This window comes from Paenibacillus cymbidii (genome assembly GCF_004764705.1).
GTDB classification, from domain to species: domain Bacteria; phylum Bacillota; class Bacilli; order Paenibacillales; family NBRC-103111; genus Paenibacillus_AN; species Paenibacillus_AN cymbidii.
Window position 1 is genome coordinate 1 of sequence record NZ_SHLX01000049.1, and the last position, 15,679, is coordinate 15,679.

Sequence of the window (15,679 nt, forward strand, 5' to 3'; positions counted from 1 at the left end):
TCGTTTGGCGTTTGAACTCCTCATCAAAATGTTGGCGGATATTTCCCATGACACACCTCGACCTTTCGTTTGTTTGTATTGTATCAGGTCGCTGTTACAGTGTGTCTACTTTCTAGTCTAAATTCATCAGGCGAGTTATGGGGAAATGTGCCCAAGTTAAGCGCATATTTACCTTTAAGTTGTCAAATCGGCCGTTTGGGGCGAATTTAAGTGTATTAATGCAGTTAAGAAGTGTCGCTTCTCATTGGACTGAACACTCGATGCAAGATCGCTATTCCGATGTTTGGGGGCCGCGGCGGAGATGAGAAGGCGCGCGCGACCGTACTTTAGCGTCCGAAACGCTCTTTCCTTAAAAATAGCCCAAAAAAACGGCTTATTCCCCCGTTTTCCATTGCGTCGACAAGAATAACCAGTGAAATCACTGGCTATTCTCGCCAAACCGCCCCGCATTTAGCGGCCCTGAAACAACAATAGCCAGCGATTTCGCTGGCTATTTCCGCCAAGACACGCCAAATACGGCAAATAAGCCATTTTTCATGGCTTATTTAGCTAACAGTAGGCCGCGCCTACTTCGAAACCGCGCCGCGCCGCCCCGCCGCCTGCGGAGCCGCTTCCGCGTTCGCCTCGCACAACATCGCCTTCCGCCCCAGCACCGCCACGAGCAGCGCCGCCGCCATGAACGCCAGGCTAAGCGCAAAGATCAGCTCATACGGCCCCAGCGCCGCGCCGCCAAACGCGAACGTCCCCGGCCGGTCGGCGATCAGCCCGCTGACGAACGAGCCGAGCGACATGAAGATCGCTTTGACGAATTCGAAGCTGGCCAAATACACCACACGATTGCGTGGCGGCGCCAGCTGCAGCAGGATGTTCATCACCGTCACGTACATCCCGGCGAACACAAGGCCGTAGCCGTCCATCACGCCGAGCGCGAACAGAAACGGCGTCACAACGATGGCGGACAGCTTCACCGCCAGCAGCAGCGCCGGCACCGCCCACATGACGCAGCTGAGCCGCAGCAGCGCCGACACGCTGCCGTAACGCCGGCTGATGTGCGTGATCAGGAACACCGACAGCACGCTGGCGGCTGTCATCACGATCTGATACAGCGACACCGTCGAACTGGCGATGCCCACTTCCTTGATCAAGTAAGGAAACGCCGCCGGCGCGAACAGCCCGGTCGCAAACGCAAGCAAAATGCCGAACACCATCGTCGCCAAAAAGCCGCGATTGCCCAGCATCGTGCGCACGATATCGCCGAGCCGATCGCGCTGCTCGCCGCCCTCCTCGCGGACGCTCGGCGGAAACAGCATCATCGCCACAACGCCGAGCGTGCCCATCGCCAGCGCAATGAAGAACAGCGTCGACATGACGCCGACGCCGCCATGGTCGAGCATGCCGCGGAACAGCAGCAAAGCCGCCACGGGAACGGAGTACGAAATGACCATGCGCACCAAATAAAACGAGTACCAGCTCGCATTGCCGACGACGCTGAACAACCAAGGCACGAGCACCAGCCGGCCGATGCCGGAAATGATCGAAAACAGCCCAAGCGACACGATCGACAGCCAGATCATCCCGCGCGTGCCGAGCCCCGGCATGTACGGCGCGCAAACGAACAGCAGGAAGCAGCCGAGCGCCGCAAAATGGAACGCCAGAAAAAACGTTTTCTTCCATTCGATCGAGCCGGCGTAAAAGGAAAACGGAAACGCCACGAAGCCCGTGATCGAAAGCAGCGCGTACATGACGCCGAAGTCGAACGGCGTAAATCCGAGACGCAGCAAATAATCGTTCAAAAAAATGCCGGTCGTCAGCGCGGCGAACGCGTTGTAGAACAGCGCATTGCCGCCCGACGACAGCGTTGCCGGCTGAAGCAGCTCGCGCCACCGCATGGGGATCATCTCCTTTGGGCATGTCTGAAAACCCGCTCAGTGGCATCTTTTCACCGCCTTTTCGTCCCCTGCTGCGTTACTTTTGCTTGACTTACCCCCGGTAAGCCTGCGCAAAACTGCCTTGCATGGAACGAAAATTCGGCAAAATCTGCTGTCCTCGGGGTTCTCAGACACGCCCTAGACGCGCTGCAGCGCCCCGCGAATGTCTTCCAGCAGCGTATCGAGCGGCTCGAGCCCAACGGACAGCCGGATCTGGCCGACGGCGAAGCCGCGCTTCACGATGTCCTCTTCCGGATCGCCCGACATGGCGGCGGCGTAGGTGACGCTTTCAAAGCCGCCCCAGCTGCCGCCGATCGAAATGTGCCGCAGCGCGTCGATATACCGCCGCACGCCGGCCGGATCGGTGTCGAGCGTAAACGACAGCAAACCGCTGCAGCCATGCAGCTGTACTGCCGCCAGCTCGTGCTGGTCGAACGAACGCAAGCCGGGATAACGCACCGCACGCACCTTCGGTTCGTTCTCCAGCATCGCCGCAACCGCCATCGCGTTGCTTTCGTGGCGCTCCATCCGCAGAGCAAGCGTGCGCAAGCCTTTGAGCATTTTGCTCGCCTCGTAAGGCGACAGCACCGCGCCAAGCTGCGGCAGGCCGGCGATATACGCGCGGGAGCCGATGACGGCGCCGCCGACAAGATCGCTATGGCCGCCCAAATATTTCGAGGCGGAATGGATCACCGCATCGACCCCGTAGTCAAGCGGGTTCTGGAACACCGGCGTCGCCCACGTGTTGTCGATCGCCACCTTGATGCCGCGCGAAGCGGCAAGCTTGACGACGGCGCGAATGTCCTGCAGCTCGAAATGCCACGAAGTCGGGCTTTCCAAATAAATGAGCGCCGTATTCGGCCGAATCGCCGCTTCGAAATCGGCGAGACTCGTGCCGGCGACGTACGTCGTTTCCACGCCGAACTGCGGAAACCAGTTGCGCAGGAAGTCGACGACACGACCGTATACGTTGTTCACTGTGATCACGTGGCTGCCCTGCTTCAGCACGCTGAGCAACACCGTGTAGATCGCCGCCGTGCCGGAGGAGAAGCAGCGGGCCGCTTCCCCGTTTTCGAGCGCGGCCAGCTTCTTTTCGAGCGCGTCCGTCGTCGGGTTGGCGTTTTTGCTGTAGCCGTAGCGGGCGACATGGCCTTTCGTCGTTTCGACGACCGTATCGAAATCGGGATAGCGGTAAATCGTATTTTCGAACGTTGGCGGCACAACCGCCCCGTAAATGTCGGTATTGTCGTCGATGCCGGTGACGATTTCCTGCACCCGCCTGAACACTTCGCGCATGGTTCGATCCCCCGTGAATTTGTTGTCTGCCGCGCCCCGCCTACTGCCCGCTTTTCACCGCAACAACCGCGCCGCCGCCGCGATGCGATTCCAGCAGCGCTTCCGCCACATGCATCGGATAAACGCCGTCGGCCAGCGTGCTGACCGGCGTTGCACCGCCTTGCAGCACATCCGTCAAGTGGAAAAAGGCGTTCTGCATGTTGCTCGATTTGGCCAGCAGCCGATCCTCCGCATAAGCGAAGGTCAGCAGGCTGAAGCCGGGAATCATCGGATGCGGAATCGCTTCGTGATACCGAATTTCGTCGCCGCCGAGCAGCAGTTCGATTTTGCCCCGTTCAAAATAAAGCTCCATCTCGAAAATCACGTAATCGCGATCGTCGAACGCCTCGGCATAACCGCTTGCACCGTCCCGGTCGAGCGTAAACAGGAAGCTGTAGCACCAGTCTTCGCGCGCGTCGCCCGTCGTCGGCACTTGCCGCAGCGTCTGCACCTGCGTCATCGAGCCGGTCGTAAACCGCACAAGGTCGAACATATGCGAGCCGTAATTGTAAATGCCGCGCGTGTAGCGCAAATGCACGTTGCGCAGCTTGCCGTAACGCTGCTCCTCCACCGCGTCACGGATGCCGCGAATGCTGTCGTTCCAGCGCCGGGACAAATTGACGATCACCTGGCAATCGTACTGCGCCGCCAGCTCGATGATCCGCTCCGCCTCCGGCAAGCTTGTCGCCACCGGCTTTTCGAGGAAAATGAGCTTGACCGCGCTGCCGCGCAGCACCTTCTCAACGACTTCGTAGCGGACGTGGGACGGAGTGCAGATGCAGACGATATCGAGCTCATGTCCCCCGAGCATTTCGTCCAGAGACAAATAAAATTTCGCTTCCGGCGCCAGTGTCGCCAGTTGGTCGCCCTGCTCCTGGCGGACGCCGACCCCGGCGACGAGCTCGATGTCCGGGCAGCGTACGATCGCGCCGACATGGCTTTGCGCCAGCGGCTGCGGCGGCACGTCGAAGCCGAGCCCGATTTTGCCGAGGCCGATGACGGCGGCGCGGTATTTCCCGCGATTCCTTTCCATTGCGCTCATACGTCGACCCCCTCTCTATGAAATAGCGATCCAGCGGCGTTCGCCGAGCGCAGCAAGCGCCGCAGCCGCCGTAGCGACGGAAGAGCGCGCCGCCGTGCCGTCGAACAGCGCCTTCGCCTGCTCCGGAATCGGCAAACCCCGCACTGCGTCGCGGAAAGCCGCCATTTCCCGCTCCATGCTCGTTTCGAGAAACGACGCCTGCCGCGACGACCGCCCGCCGTAGGCGACCCCGCCGTCCGCGGCGACATAGAACGAAGCGCGCTCCGCGTCCTCCTCCGGCGTGGCGTGCAGCAAATGTTCGGTCACGCGTCCGTCCTTCAGCAGCTCGACCTTCGACTTCTTGAAGTCGATCCGGATCGCGCCTTCCGAGCCGTTGATCTTGACCGCGTGCTCGCCCCAGCGGAAGCCGGAGCCGTATTGCATGCTGCCGACGGCGCCGCCCGGAAACTGCAGCGTCACGAGCAGCACGTCGTCCTCGTTGCCGAAGCCTTCGCCGCTGTGCGCCAGGTTGCCGCCCGCGGTCGCCGCCGCCTGCGCCGGCCCCATGATCGCCTGCAGCAGATCGATTTCGTGGATGTGGTGAAACAGATGGCCGCCGGACGTTTCGTTGTTCTTTTTCCAGCTGACGTTCTGCTGCTTGTTCTCCCAGCCGGTACGCTCGGCGAACGCGACGAGCGGCGTGCCGATGACGCCTTCGCGCACCCATTCGCGCACAGCCGCCAGTCCCGGGATGAAATAATAAATATGCCCCGCCATCAGCAGCACGTTCGCTTCGCGGCAGGCGGCGATCATCGCTTCGCAGTCCGCCACCGTGAGCGCGATCGGCTTCTCGCAGAACACGTGCTTGCCGTGCCGGGCCGCGGCGATAACCGGCTCGCGGTGCAGATGGCTCGGCGAAGCGACGACGATCGCGTCGACGTCCTCGCGCGAAACGAGCGCCTCCAGCGTGTCCGCGCAGGCGCAGCCAAGCTCAGCCGCCAGCTCCGTCGCCCGGCTGCCGCCGAACACGGCCGTCACTTCGGCATGCTCCAGCCGCTGCAGCACGCGCGCCAGCCCCGCGCCAAAATAACCGCAGCCGACGATGCCGAACCTTACGTTACCCATCGATTGGTCCCCCTCACAAGGATTGGCAATATCGGTAAAGCAGCGCATGCGGAACGCCGCACGCGCTGCTGCCATTCAAGCTAAATCGTACACTAGCGGATTCAGGCATGAAATTTCCTTGAACCGCCAATATTCGCCCACGTCTTCGCCATGCGGGAAGAACAGCGAATATACGTCGGCCTGGCGCGCCCTCACTTTCACGCGAATGACCTGGCGCTCCCACGCGCTTGTGCCGGGATTGCCCCGCCATTCGACCCGGTGCGCGAGGCTGTCTTCCGTCAGCGGCACGTTGTCCGCGAACGAAAAACCTTCGAACGCGCGGCCTTCCTTGTCGCACACTTCCACCCTCACTTCTCCGCCGCCGGCTGCGGCAGCGTTAAGGTACAGCGCGCCGTCCTCGACGGCGAACGGCCGCGTCATCAGCTCGCACCAATCGTGCGTCGCGTGCAGGTACACGAAGCCGTCGGGACGCAGCGACGCCACGCCGATATTTTCCGGCGGCAGCTCGTCGTACGGAATCGAACCGAAGCCGGAATGATCGATCGGCGCCGCCGAATAATACAGCTCCATCCGGTCCGGGCGGTAAATGACCGTCGACGACGGCATGATGCATTTGGAGTCCCACTCGCCTTCGGCGCCGAGCGCCACCAGCTTCGTGCCCTGTTGCGCCCGGTGCCAGCAGAAGCCGTCGCGGCTGTACGCCAGCTGGATGTCCATCGTGCCGGCCATTTTGTTCGGGTTCGGATCGACTTTGTAATCGTACGTGTCGTACATCGAAATCAGCCCCATCGTATAGGCGCCGTACGGGGTGATCTGCATCCCGTAAAACTGCGTTTTGCACGGGTCGAGCTGGTCCGGTTCGATGGCGAGCACCGGCTTCGACCAGGTGACGAGGTCGGCGCTTTCCGCTACCCATACCCGGCGGTCGGGACAGCGGGTGCGGAACGTCACCCGGTACGTCCCCGATTCGGGATCGCGGCAGAAGCCGATATGGCAATCGCTGTGCACGACGATGACCGGCTTCTCGAACATCGCCTCCCAGTGGATGCCGTCGGGCGACGCGTACAGGAATACGCTGCAGCCCTGCGTATACGGCGACATCGCCAGCTTGTAGCGTTTGGCCGGGTCCGGCTCCAGATCGTCCTTGATCACCGTCGGGCCGTGCGTCTTCTTGTCGTTGTCGAGCACGATGTTCGTGCCCGGCACGACGTCCAGCTCCGGCTTCGTGAAATGAACGCCGTCCTCCGAATAGGCATAGTTCAAATAGGCATACGCCTTGGCGTCCGCTTCGCCGATCGCCGGGCCGTAATAGTGGGTGGAATACCACGTTTTGTACAGCCGCTCCTCCGCGTCGTAAAGCGCCGTGCCGTAGTAGTGCACGCGCTTGAATTCGTGCGGCAGCTCCGGCTTCAGCACCGGATTGTGGGCGAACTTGTCGGCCTGGCCGAGCTCGCGTTTGAAGCCGAACATATATTCATAGGTCCGATTGTCGAAAAAAGTGAACTTCACTTTGCGGCTGGTCGGGTTCATCGCTGCAAACAAGCCTCCCTTGTTCTATTCGGCAAAACGGAACGCATACAGGTCCGCGTCCGTCAACCGGAAGCGCAGCCGCACCGGCGCACCCGCCAGCTGCGCCAAATCGCCGCCGCCGCGCCAAACGAATGCATGCTCCAGTTCGTCGCCGTACAGCTCCTCGGCGTCCGCAAAGGCGAAGCCGGGCACCACCGCACCGTCTTCGCGCTCCACCTGCACGGTAAGCGTTCCTGGCGCCGACGTGGCGTAGTTGAGCAGCAGTCGGCCGCCGGCGAACACGAGCGGCTTCGTCACGAATTCGCCGCCGTCCCTTCCCGCGCCAACCGACGCGAACCGGTGCCGCGGCACGCTGACCCGGCGAATATTGGCGTCGTCCCATTCGTAATGCTCGCAGACGTACAGCGAAAACTCCTCCGCCTCCGCGCCTGTCTCCACAATGCCGCGCGCCACGATATGGCTGCGTTCGGTCCAGTTGCGCGGATCGCGCCCCGGCCGCAGCCACGCTTCGAGAAACTCGCGCTCCCAGTTCACGCCGTCGCGGCTCGACAACAGCACGTTGTCGGAGACGCCGACCTTGGGGAAGCCGGCGATGTTGTGCCGCTCCGGCATGAAACGCATCGGGAACGACAGCCACACATGCTCCGCCCCCGGGCACGGCACCGTGGCGTTCGTATAGAAATGCTCCAGCGGCGCTTCTTCGCCGTACCGGTTCGGCTGCTGCGGCCCCCAGTTCAGGAAGTCGGCCGACTCGCAGCTCTGGATGCAGCGCACGCCGGTATATTGCGGCGCATCCGGCGTCGGCCGCTGGAAGTAGCGCGAGTAGCAAACGTACCGGCCGCGCCGGTCGTCCCAGAACACGACGTTGTGCGAGTCGAAAGCGCCGTCGGTAATAAGCGGCTCCTCGCGCAGGCGCTGCCAATGCAGCCCGTCGGCCGACACGAAGCCGACGAGCCCTTCCTTCCAGTTGCCGGCGATCGCCTTGTAGCGCTGCTCGGGCAAACAGGCCGGGTTCATGTCGAGGAAAGGGCTGAAATTGCTGCAAAACCGCCCGGCATACACGATATTGTTGTCGCTGGAGCCGCGGAAGCTGACAATGCCGAGGTTCGGCTTCACCCATTCGATGCCGTCGTCGCTTTCCGCGTAGCAGCAATATTGCGTTTCGTCGTAATCCGTCTTCATCTCCGACGCGCCGCGGTAGTACATGCGGAACTTGCCGCCGTCCTTCAGCACGGTGCCGTAAACGCCGCTGCCCCGGTCCTCCCAGGGGCGGTCCATCCGCAGTGAAATTTCCTGCCGCACCGGCGGATGAAGCCGCAAGCGGGCGTTGTCCGTCCGATCGATCACATGCCGGTCCAGCAGCAGCTCCCAGCGGGAGCCGAGCTCAATTGCCTGCGGCATCGGGACGCCTCCTTTTTGGCGAATCGCCCAAACAGGTTGTGCCGCCTGTCATTGGCCGATGCGCAGCGCGTAAATGTCGGCGTCCTTCAGCTCGAATTTGAGCCGGATCGGCTTGCCCTTGAACTTCGACAAGTCGGAGCTGCCGCGCCACGTCACTTTGCGTTCCAACTCGTCGCCGTAGATCACGTCGCAATCTTCGGAGCTGTAATAGGAAGCCGGCCAGCCCGTGTCGTCGATAATGCCGACGCGGACGGAGCCCGGCGCCGATGTGGCATAGTTCAAGTAGAGGGCATCGCCTTCGACGATGAACGGCTTCGTCGTAAACACGGCGCCCGAATAATCGCCGTGTACGGAAGCGAACCGGTGGCGCGGCACCGTCACGCGGCGAATGTAGCTGTCGTCCCACTGCTGGTGTTCGTTCACGTAGAACGAAAATTCCTCCGGCGACGTTTCCAGCACGCCCCACGCCGGCATCATGCTGCGCTGCGTCCAGTTGCGCTGGTCGAGCCCCGGGCGCATCCACGCCTCAAGGAACGGCCGGTCGAACTTGACGCCGTCGCGGCTCGTCATCAGCACGTTGTCGGAGACGCCGACTTTGCTGTGCTCGGCGATCTTGTGCCGCTCCGGCATGAAGCGCATCGGGAACGACAGATAGATGTGCTCGGCCCCCGGGCACGGAATCGTTGCGTTCGTATAGAAGTGCTCCAGCGGCACGCCTTTGTCGTATTGGTTCGGCTGCGGAATCGTCCAGTTGGCGAAATCGTCCGACGTATTGTTCTGGATCGCCCGCACGCCGAGGAAAATCGCCGAATGCTCCGGCGCCTCGATGTTCGAATTTTGCGTCGAGGAGAAATAGCGCGAATAGCACACATAGCAGTTTTTGTTCGGATCCCAAAACACCAGGTTGTGCGAGTCGAAAGCGCCTTTTTTGATAATCGGCTCGTCCTGGAACGGCTTGAAGTTGATGCCGTCATCGGATACGAAGGCGAACAGCCCTTCCGGCGCATAACCGGCTACCGCCTTGTAGCGCTGCTCCGCCGGCACGCCGGGACGCGTGTCGAGGAACGGGCTGAAGTTGTGGGCGATCGAGCCGTGCACGACGATGTTGTTGTCCGTCCAGCCGTTGATGTCGTGAATGCCGAGCGCCGGACGCTCCCAATGAATGCCGTCCGTGCTCTCCGCGTAGCAGCACGACTGGCCTTCTGCCTTGTCGGAGCTGATGTCGAACGTGCCCCGGTAGTACATGCGGTATTTGCCGTCAGCCTTGAACACGCAGGAATAAACGCCGCTGCCGAGTCCTTCCCACGGCTTATCCATCCGCAGCACAATTTCCTTGCGCTCCGGCGGATTCAGCTTCAGATAGGCTTTCTCCATGCGGTCGATCAGGAAGTGATCGACGAACATCTCCACGCGGTTGCCGATGGTTAGCGGCGTTTTCTTCGGTTCGCTCATGAACGGTTGACCTCCATTTTTTTCATTGGTTAGTTATTGGACGGCGTCAGGCACGGTATCGACAAGATGGCAGGACACGTAGTGGTCTTCCGTTCCCGCTACTTTCTGCAGGCTTGGCATTTGCGCCTTGCAGATATCCGTCGCTTTCCAGCAGCGCGGATGGAAGCGGCAGCCTGTCGGCGGATCGACCGGGCTCGGCACGTCGCCGGTCAGCACGATCCGCTCCCGCTTGCTGTCCAGCTCCGGCACCGGCACCGCCGACAGGAGCGCTTCGGTGTACGGATGCCGCGGGTTCGCGTACAAGCTCTCCGATGTGGCGAGCTCGACGACTTGCCCGAGGTACATGACCGCAATCCGGTCGCTCATGTATTCGACGACACTGAGATCGTGCGCGATGAAGATGTAGGTCAGCTTCATCTGCGCCTGCAGATCCTTCATCAGGTTCAGCACCTGCGCCTGAATCGACACGTCGAGCGCCGATACCGGCTCGTCGCAGACGATCAGCTCCGGATTGATGCAGAGCGAACGGGCGATGCAAATGCGCTGCCGCTGGCCGCCGGAAAACTCGTGCGGGTACCGGTACATGTAGTCCGCGCGCAGGTTGACCGACTCCAGCAGCCGGGCGATGATTTCCTTGCGCTCCGCCTTGTTGCCCATGTTGTGCAGCCGCAGCGGCTCGTCGAACGAGTCGTAAATCGTCTTCACCGGGTTCAGCGACGAATACGGGTCCTGGAACACGATCTGGATCTGTTTGCGCACGTCGAAGCTTTCCTTCTTGTCCAGCGTCATCAGATCGCGCATTTCGCCGTCGTTGTAGCGGAAGTTCATTTCGCCCGAGGTCGGGTCCTGCAGGCGGACGATGCATTTGCCGAGCGTCGTTTTGCCGCAGCCGCTTTCGCCGACGAGGCCGAGCGTTTCCCCTCTGCGCACGAACAGGCTGACGTCGTCCACCGCTTTGACGTGGCCGACGACTTTTTTGAACACGCCTTTGTAGACCGGGTAATATTTTTTCAAATGGCGCACGTCGAGAATGACGTCGTTATCGACCTTCGTTTGGTTGTTCACGCGATCACCCTCCTTGGCAATTCCAGCATCTGACGCGGTGGCCGCCGCCGAGATCGGTTTCCGCCGGTACGGTTTGGCACGCGTCGGTGGCGAAGTCGCACCGCGGCGCAAACTCGCAGCCGGGCGGCATGTCCGAAGGGTCCGGCGTGTTGCCGCGAATCGTCGCCAGCCGCTCGTGTTTGCCGATGCCGAGCGTCGGCACGGAATGGAGCAGCGCCTTCGTGTACGGATGCCGCGGCGAGCCGAGCACTTGCCGCACCGAACCGAATTCGACGATCCGCCCCATGTACATGACGGCGATGTCGTCGGCCATATCGGCCACGATGCCCATATTGTGCGTAATGAGAATGATCGACGTCCCGAGCCGCTGCTGCATGCTTTTCATCAGCTCGAGAATTTGCGCCTGGATCGTCACGTCGAGCGCCGTCGTCGGTTCGTCGGCGATGACGAGCCGCGGGTTGCACACCATCGCGATCGCGATCATGACGCGCTGCTTCATCCCGCCGCTGAACTGGTGCGGGTAGTCCTTCAGCCGCGACGCCGCGCGCGGAATGCCGAGCAGCGTCAGCATTTCGACGGCGCGATCGATCGCTTCCTGCTTCGAAATGCGCTCGTGCTGCAAAATATTTTCGCAAATCTGGTTGCCGATCGTGTATACGGGATTCAGCGACGCCATCGGGTCCTGGAAAATCATCCCGATTTCCTTGCCGCGGATGGAACGCATTTCGCTGCCGTTTTTCTTCAGCTTGCTGAGCACGGTTTCTTTGCCGTCCGCATAGTACGTGATGCTGCCGTTCGTAATGTGGCCGAGCTTCGGCAGCAGCTGCAGGATGGAGTGGGCCGTGACGCTTTTGCCGCAGCCGCTTTCGCCGACGACGCCGAGCGTGCGTCCTTTGCGCACTTCGAACGACACGCCGTTCACCGCTCTGACGATGCGGCGGCCGAGATCGAACTGGGTTTGCAGGTTGTCAACCTTCAGAACGAGGTCGCGATCAACACTCACATGGCACACCTCCCCGCCGAAAATCTGTCTTTTTCCATTCTTTTATTGGTTCGGGTCCAGCACATCGCGCAGACCGTCCCCTAAAAAGTTGACGCCCATCACAAAAAAGGAGATCGCGACTCCGGGAGGAAGCCACAGCCACGGGTTGTTGTGAATGACGTCGACTGCTTTGGCCGCGTTAATGATATTGCCCCAGGTCGGAATGCCGGAAGGCACGCCCAAGCCGATAAAGCTGAGCCCCGACTCCGCCAAAATGTAACCCGCCGTCGCCAGCGTCACATTGACGATGACCGGACTGAGCGTGTTGGGCAAGATGTGCCGGAACATGATGGACAATTCCCCGATGCCGAAAGCACGGCAGGCGTCCACGTAATTTTCTTCGCGCAGCGACATGAACCGCCCGCGGACGAGTCGGTACGTTCCCGTCCAGCCGGTAATGGCAAAGATGAAAATCAGGTTGAACGTTCCTTGACCGACGAATACGACGAGAATAAGCACAAGAATGATTTGCGGGAACGTCATGAAAATTTCCGATACGCGCAGCATGACTTTGTCGAACCAGCCGCGGGAATAGCCGCTGAAGCAGCCGAGCACCGTGCCGATCAGCGCACCGCCAAGCGCGCCGCTCAGGCCGATCAGAATCGAGATGCGTCCGCCGTACAGGATGCGGGCGAATACATCGCGGCCGATCTTGTCCGTGCCGAGCCAGTGTTCGCCGGACGGCGCCATCAGCCGGCTGCCCAGATCGATTTCGTCGGGCTTGTAGGATGTCAGCAAGGGAGCCAGCAGCGCGCTCACGATGAACACGGCGACGATGGCAAAGCCGACCATCGCCAGCTTGTTGCGGCTCAGCTTCTCCCAGTTGCGCAGCGCCAGGCTCGATTTTACGGTAGTTGTTGCCGCCATACGACCCCTCTCTTTCCGCTTTCGAATGTTGCAGGAAGCGTAAAAACTTGCCGTGCTCTCAGTCGAACCGAATGCGCGGGTCCAGCATCGCCGTAATCAGATCGACCAGGAAGCTGGCGAACAGCACCATGCCTGCCGTCATCATCGTGGCGACCATAACGACCGGATAATCTTTGGCCGATACGGCGTTAAGAATCATGCCGCCCATGCCCGGCCAGCTGAATACACTTTCGATCACGACCGTACCGCCGATAAGCAGCGGCAGACGAAACACAAGCAGCAGCACGACCGGCATAAGCGCGTTGCGGAAGGCGTGCTTGGTAATGACTTTCCATTCGGGCAGCCCTTTGCTGCGCGCGGTTTTGACATAGTCCTTGCCGAGCACGTCGAGCATCGTGCCGCGCGTGTAACGCATCAGCGCCGCGGTCAACGCGAAGCCCAACACCAGCGAAGGCATGACCAAGTGGGTAATGCGGTCCCACAAGCCGGAATCGGCGTATTCGAACCTGCCTCCGACGGGCAGCCAGCCGAACTCGATGGCAAAAATCTGAATCGCGATAATGCCGACGAAAAACTCCGGAATCGAAATGCCGACGATGCCGAGCACCGTAATGCCGTAGTCGGCCGACGAATTTTGTTTGATCGACGACAGCAGGCCGAGCAGAATGCCGAGCACGGACGAAACGATCAGCGCCCCGGCGGCCAGTTCCATCGTGGCCGGAAGCCGGTTCTTGATCATCGTTGTGATACTGGAGCCGTCAACGAGGCTGTAGCCGAAATTACCTTGGAACAAATCGCCTAACCAATGAAAAAATTGGATGTAAACCGGCGCGTCAAGCCCCATCGCCTTCTTGTAGGCTTCCATGTCGAAGCCGGGCGAGCTCATCATTTCCGGCGAGATCAAGTAGTTCATCGGATCGCCGGGCGTAAGCTGCAAACCGGCAAAAATAATGACGACCACCACGAACAGCATTGGAATAATCGATAAGAAGCGAAACGAAAAATATTTAAGCACGGCATCCCCTCCTCGCCCGAGACGGCGAAGCAGCCATCGTGCGTGCGCTCACGCGCCGCACCGATTGTCTGCGTTCGCGATCGCAGTATTAGGAAAACCTCCGGATGGAGGTATAACAAAGCAGCGCACGGTAAAGGCTCTTGCTGCGGCGAATTCTGCGGTGTCTTTACCGTGCGCTGTAGGTGTCAAAGCATTACTTCGTTTTCAATTCCCATGTCTCTACTTTGCGGTCGTAGTTGGTCCATTCGTTGCCGTAGATGCCGGCCGTTTTCAGACGCGATTCGTTGACCAGCACGTATTGTTTGATCGAGAACAGCGGCATGTGCCACAAGTACTTCGCTTCGTTCTCCTGCAGCTTGGCGACCGCTTCTTTCCGCTTGGCCGGATCGACCGATTTTCTCAGGTTGTCAATGAGCGGATCCCAGCCGGCTTTGTCGCCGCCGAGCACTTGCATGCCGAGCGCGCTGTCCGTATGGAAGAGCGAGTATGCTTCTTCGAGCGCCATCGCCGAAAGACCGGCATACAGGAAGTCGTATTCGCGCGTGTTGTAGATCAGCGTGACCAGATCGCCCGTCATCAGCGACGTTTCGACTTTAACGCCGACTTGCTGCCAGTAGTACTTGATCGTATCGATCAAGTCGATCGTTTGTTGGTCCGTGTAGTAGTATTGCAGCTTGATCGTCTGGTTGAAGTCGAAGTTCGCTTCCTTGAGCAGCTTCTTCGCTTTTTCCGCATCGTAGGCGTAAGTCGTTGCGTTCTTGTCGAATTCCGGCAGCTTCGACGGAATTTTCGTTTCGAGCAGCTCGGCCTGGCCTTTGAACAGCTTGTCGGCGAGCGCCTTGCGGTCGATCGCGTACATCAGCGCCTGACGAACGCGCAGGTCGGCGATTTTGGCGTTGCCTTTGCCGTCCTTGCCCGTCATGTTCGCCTGCAGGTAGCGGTCGAAGAAGATGTCGACCGGATACGCTTTGTAAGCCGGGTTTTTGATCGCTTCGGTAATTTGCTCCAGGCTCATGACCTGAACGTAGTCAAGCTCGTTTGCCTGCGCTTTGGTGACGATTTTGTCTTCGGTGTACGTATTGAGCTTGATTTTTTCGATTTTCGGCTTCGTGCCGTAGTAGTCTTTGAACAGCTCCAGCATCGCGTAGTTGTTCGGCTGTACGTCCGTCACCATGTACGGGCCGTTGCCGATCGGTTTGAGCCAGAAGTTGGCAAGGTTGATCTTCGCCGGATCTTCTTTCTCCAGCAGATGCTTCGGATACGGCGGCCATTGCGCCATGACGAGCAGGAATACGCCTACCGGCTCGGTCAGCTTGATCGTGACTTTGTTGCCGTCGACGGTAACGCCTTTCAAATTGTCGGCTTTGCCGGCTTTCCAGTCGGCCGCTCCTTCGATTTTGGCGAAGGCGCCGGCGAATACGCTGTTGAGCGACGTTGCCTTGATCGCGGTTGCAATGCTCCAGCGCACGTCTTCCGCCGTAAACGGCTTGCCGTCATGCCATTTGACGTCGTCGCGGAGCGTAAACGTGTACGTCAGGTTATCGGAAGATACCGTATAATCTTTGGCAAGGTCTTTGTTGACCGGCTCTCCCTTGTCGTTAAGCATCAACAATCTGCGGAACACTTGGGTTTTGTAGAAACCGCCGTAGTCCGCCCAAGCGGAGTCGAGTTTATCCTTCGGACCGTACCCGACGTTAAGCACTTTGTCCCCCATGGCCGGAGGCGGCGTTGCGGTCGACGACAAAACGGCGTTGCCCGTGTTGTTGCCGCTGCTGCCCTTGTCTTTGGAACCGGAATCGGACTTGCTGCATGCTGCTACAATACTGATGAGGAATACGACGCACAACACCATTGCCACTGCTTTTTTCATGTCTAACCTCCCCGTTTTGGTTACTGGC

General features: G+C 60.1%; 12 protein-coding genes. All 12 read right to left on the minus strand.

Features of this window, described 5'->3' with window-relative positions:
* Nucleotides 1–566 precede the first annotated feature (566 nt).
* The 12 genes from EXY20_RS36355 to EXY20_RS36410 all read right to left on the minus strand — a co-directional run bounded on the left by EXY20_RS36355 (nucleotide 567) and on the right by EXY20_RS36410 (nucleotide 15,651).
* Nucleotides 567–1,889 (minus strand): MFS transporter, encoded by a 1,323-nt coding sequence (locus tag EXY20_RS36355; RefSeq protein WP_135557339.1) that lies wholly within the window; start codon nucleotides 1,887–1,889, stop codon nucleotides 567–569.
* 177 nt (nucleotides 1,890–2,066) lie between these two features.
* Nucleotides 2,067–3,224, minus strand: a complete 1,158-nt coding sequence (locus EXY20_RS36360) for a trans-sulfuration enzyme family protein (protein WP_135557340.1) — start codon at nucleotides 3,222–3,224, stop codon at nucleotides 2,067–2,069.
* 40 nt (nucleotides 3,225–3,264) lie between these two features.
* Nucleotides 3,265–4,305: a Gfo/Idh/MocA family protein gene (locus EXY20_RS36365; protein WP_135557341.1), complete on the minus strand. Its 1,041-nt coding sequence runs from the start codon at nucleotides 4,303–4,305 to the stop codon at nucleotides 3,265–3,267.
* Between the two features lie 15 nt (nucleotides 4,306–4,320).
* Nucleotides 4,321–5,409, minus strand: coding sequence for a Gfo/Idh/MocA family protein (locus tag EXY20_RS36370; RefSeq protein WP_167859771.1), 1,089 nt, complete (start codon nucleotides 5,407–5,409; stop codon nucleotides 4,321–4,323).
* A gap of 75 nt (nucleotides 5,410–5,484) precedes the next feature.
* On the minus strand, nucleotides 5,485–6,939 hold the full coding sequence (locus EXY20_RS36375; RefSeq protein ID WP_135557343.1) for a glycoside hydrolase family protein: 1,455 nt from the start codon (nucleotides 6,937–6,939) through the stop codon (nucleotides 5,485–5,487).
* Between the two features lie 24 nt (nucleotides 6,940–6,963).
* Nucleotides 6,964–8,340, minus strand: coding sequence for a glycoside hydrolase family protein (locus EXY20_RS36380; protein ID WP_135557344.1), 1,377 nt, complete (start codon nucleotides 8,338–8,340; stop codon nucleotides 6,964–6,966).
* Between the two features lie 48 nt (nucleotides 8,341–8,388).
* Nucleotides 8,389–9,792: a hypothetical protein gene (locus tag EXY20_RS36385; RefSeq protein WP_135557345.1), complete on the minus strand. Its 1,404-nt coding sequence runs from the start codon at nucleotides 9,790–9,792 to the stop codon at nucleotides 8,389–8,391.
* A gap of 33 nt (nucleotides 9,793–9,825) precedes the next feature.
* Nucleotides 9,826–10,857, minus strand: coding sequence for an ABC transporter ATP-binding protein (locus EXY20_RS36390; protein WP_135557346.1), 1,032 nt, complete (start codon nucleotides 10,855–10,857; stop codon nucleotides 9,826–9,828).
* Nucleotides 10,858–10,861: 4 nt separating this feature from the next.
* Nucleotides 10,862–11,860, minus strand: coding sequence for an ABC transporter ATP-binding protein (locus EXY20_RS36395; protein ID WP_135557347.1), 999 nt, complete (start codon nucleotides 11,858–11,860; stop codon nucleotides 10,862–10,864).
* A 42-nt stretch (nucleotides 11,861–11,902) separates the two neighbouring features.
* Nucleotides 11,903–12,766 carry an ABC transporter permease gene (locus tag EXY20_RS36400; RefSeq protein WP_135557348.1) on the minus strand — a complete coding sequence of 288 codons (864 nt, stop codon included), beginning with the start codon at nucleotides 12,764–12,766 and terminating at the stop codon, nucleotides 11,903–11,905.
* 58 nt (nucleotides 12,767–12,824) lie between these two features.
* Nucleotides 12,825–13,781, minus strand: a complete 957-nt coding sequence (locus EXY20_RS36405; RefSeq protein WP_235886374.1) for an ABC transporter permease — start codon at nucleotides 13,779–13,781, stop codon at nucleotides 12,825–12,827.
* Nucleotides 13,782–13,974: 193 nt separating this feature from the next.
* Nucleotides 13,975–15,651: an ABC transporter substrate-binding protein gene (locus tag EXY20_RS36410; RefSeq protein ID WP_135557349.1), complete on the minus strand. Its 1,677-nt coding sequence runs from the start codon at nucleotides 15,649–15,651 to the stop codon at nucleotides 13,975–13,977.
* Between the last annotated feature and the right edge of the window lie 28 nt (nucleotides 15,652–15,679).

Excerpts from the sequence above, each read along its gene's own strand:
- EXY20_RS36355 (WP_135557339.1), bottom strand. The coding sequence starts at position 1,889 with ATGCGGTGGCGCGAGCTGCTTCAGCCGGCAACGCTGTCGTCGGGCGGC.
- EXY20_RS36360 (WP_135557340.1), bottom strand. The coding sequence starts at position 3,224 with ATGCGCGAAGTGTTCAGGCGGGTGCAGGAAATCGTCACCGGCATCGAC.
- EXY20_RS36365 (WP_135557341.1), bottom strand. The coding sequence starts at position 4,305 with ATGAGCGCAATGGAAAGGAATCGCGGGAAATACCGCGCCGCCGTCATC.
- EXY20_RS36370 (WP_167859771.1), bottom strand. The coding sequence starts at position 5,409 with ATGGGTAACGTAAGGTTCGGCATCGTCGGCTGCGGTTATTTTGGCGCG.
- EXY20_RS36375 (WP_135557343.1), bottom strand. The coding sequence starts at position 6,939 with ATGAACCCGACCAGCCGCAAAGTGAAGTTCACTTTTTTCGACAATCGG.
- EXY20_RS36380 (WP_135557344.1), bottom strand. The coding sequence starts at position 8,340 with ATGCCGCAGGCAATTGAGCTCGGCTCCCGCTGGGAGCTGCTGCTGGAC.
- EXY20_RS36385 (WP_135557345.1), bottom strand. The coding sequence starts at position 9,792 with ATGAGCGAACCGAAGAAAACGCCGCTAACCATCGGCAACCGCGTGGAG.
- EXY20_RS36400 (WP_135557348.1), bottom strand. The coding sequence starts at position 12,766 with ATGGCGGCAACAACTACCGTAAAATCGAGCCTGGCGCTGCGCAACTGG.
- EXY20_RS36410 (WP_135557349.1), bottom strand. The coding sequence starts at position 15,651 with ATGAAAAAAGCAGTGGCAATGGTGTTGTGCGTCGTATTCCTCATCAGT.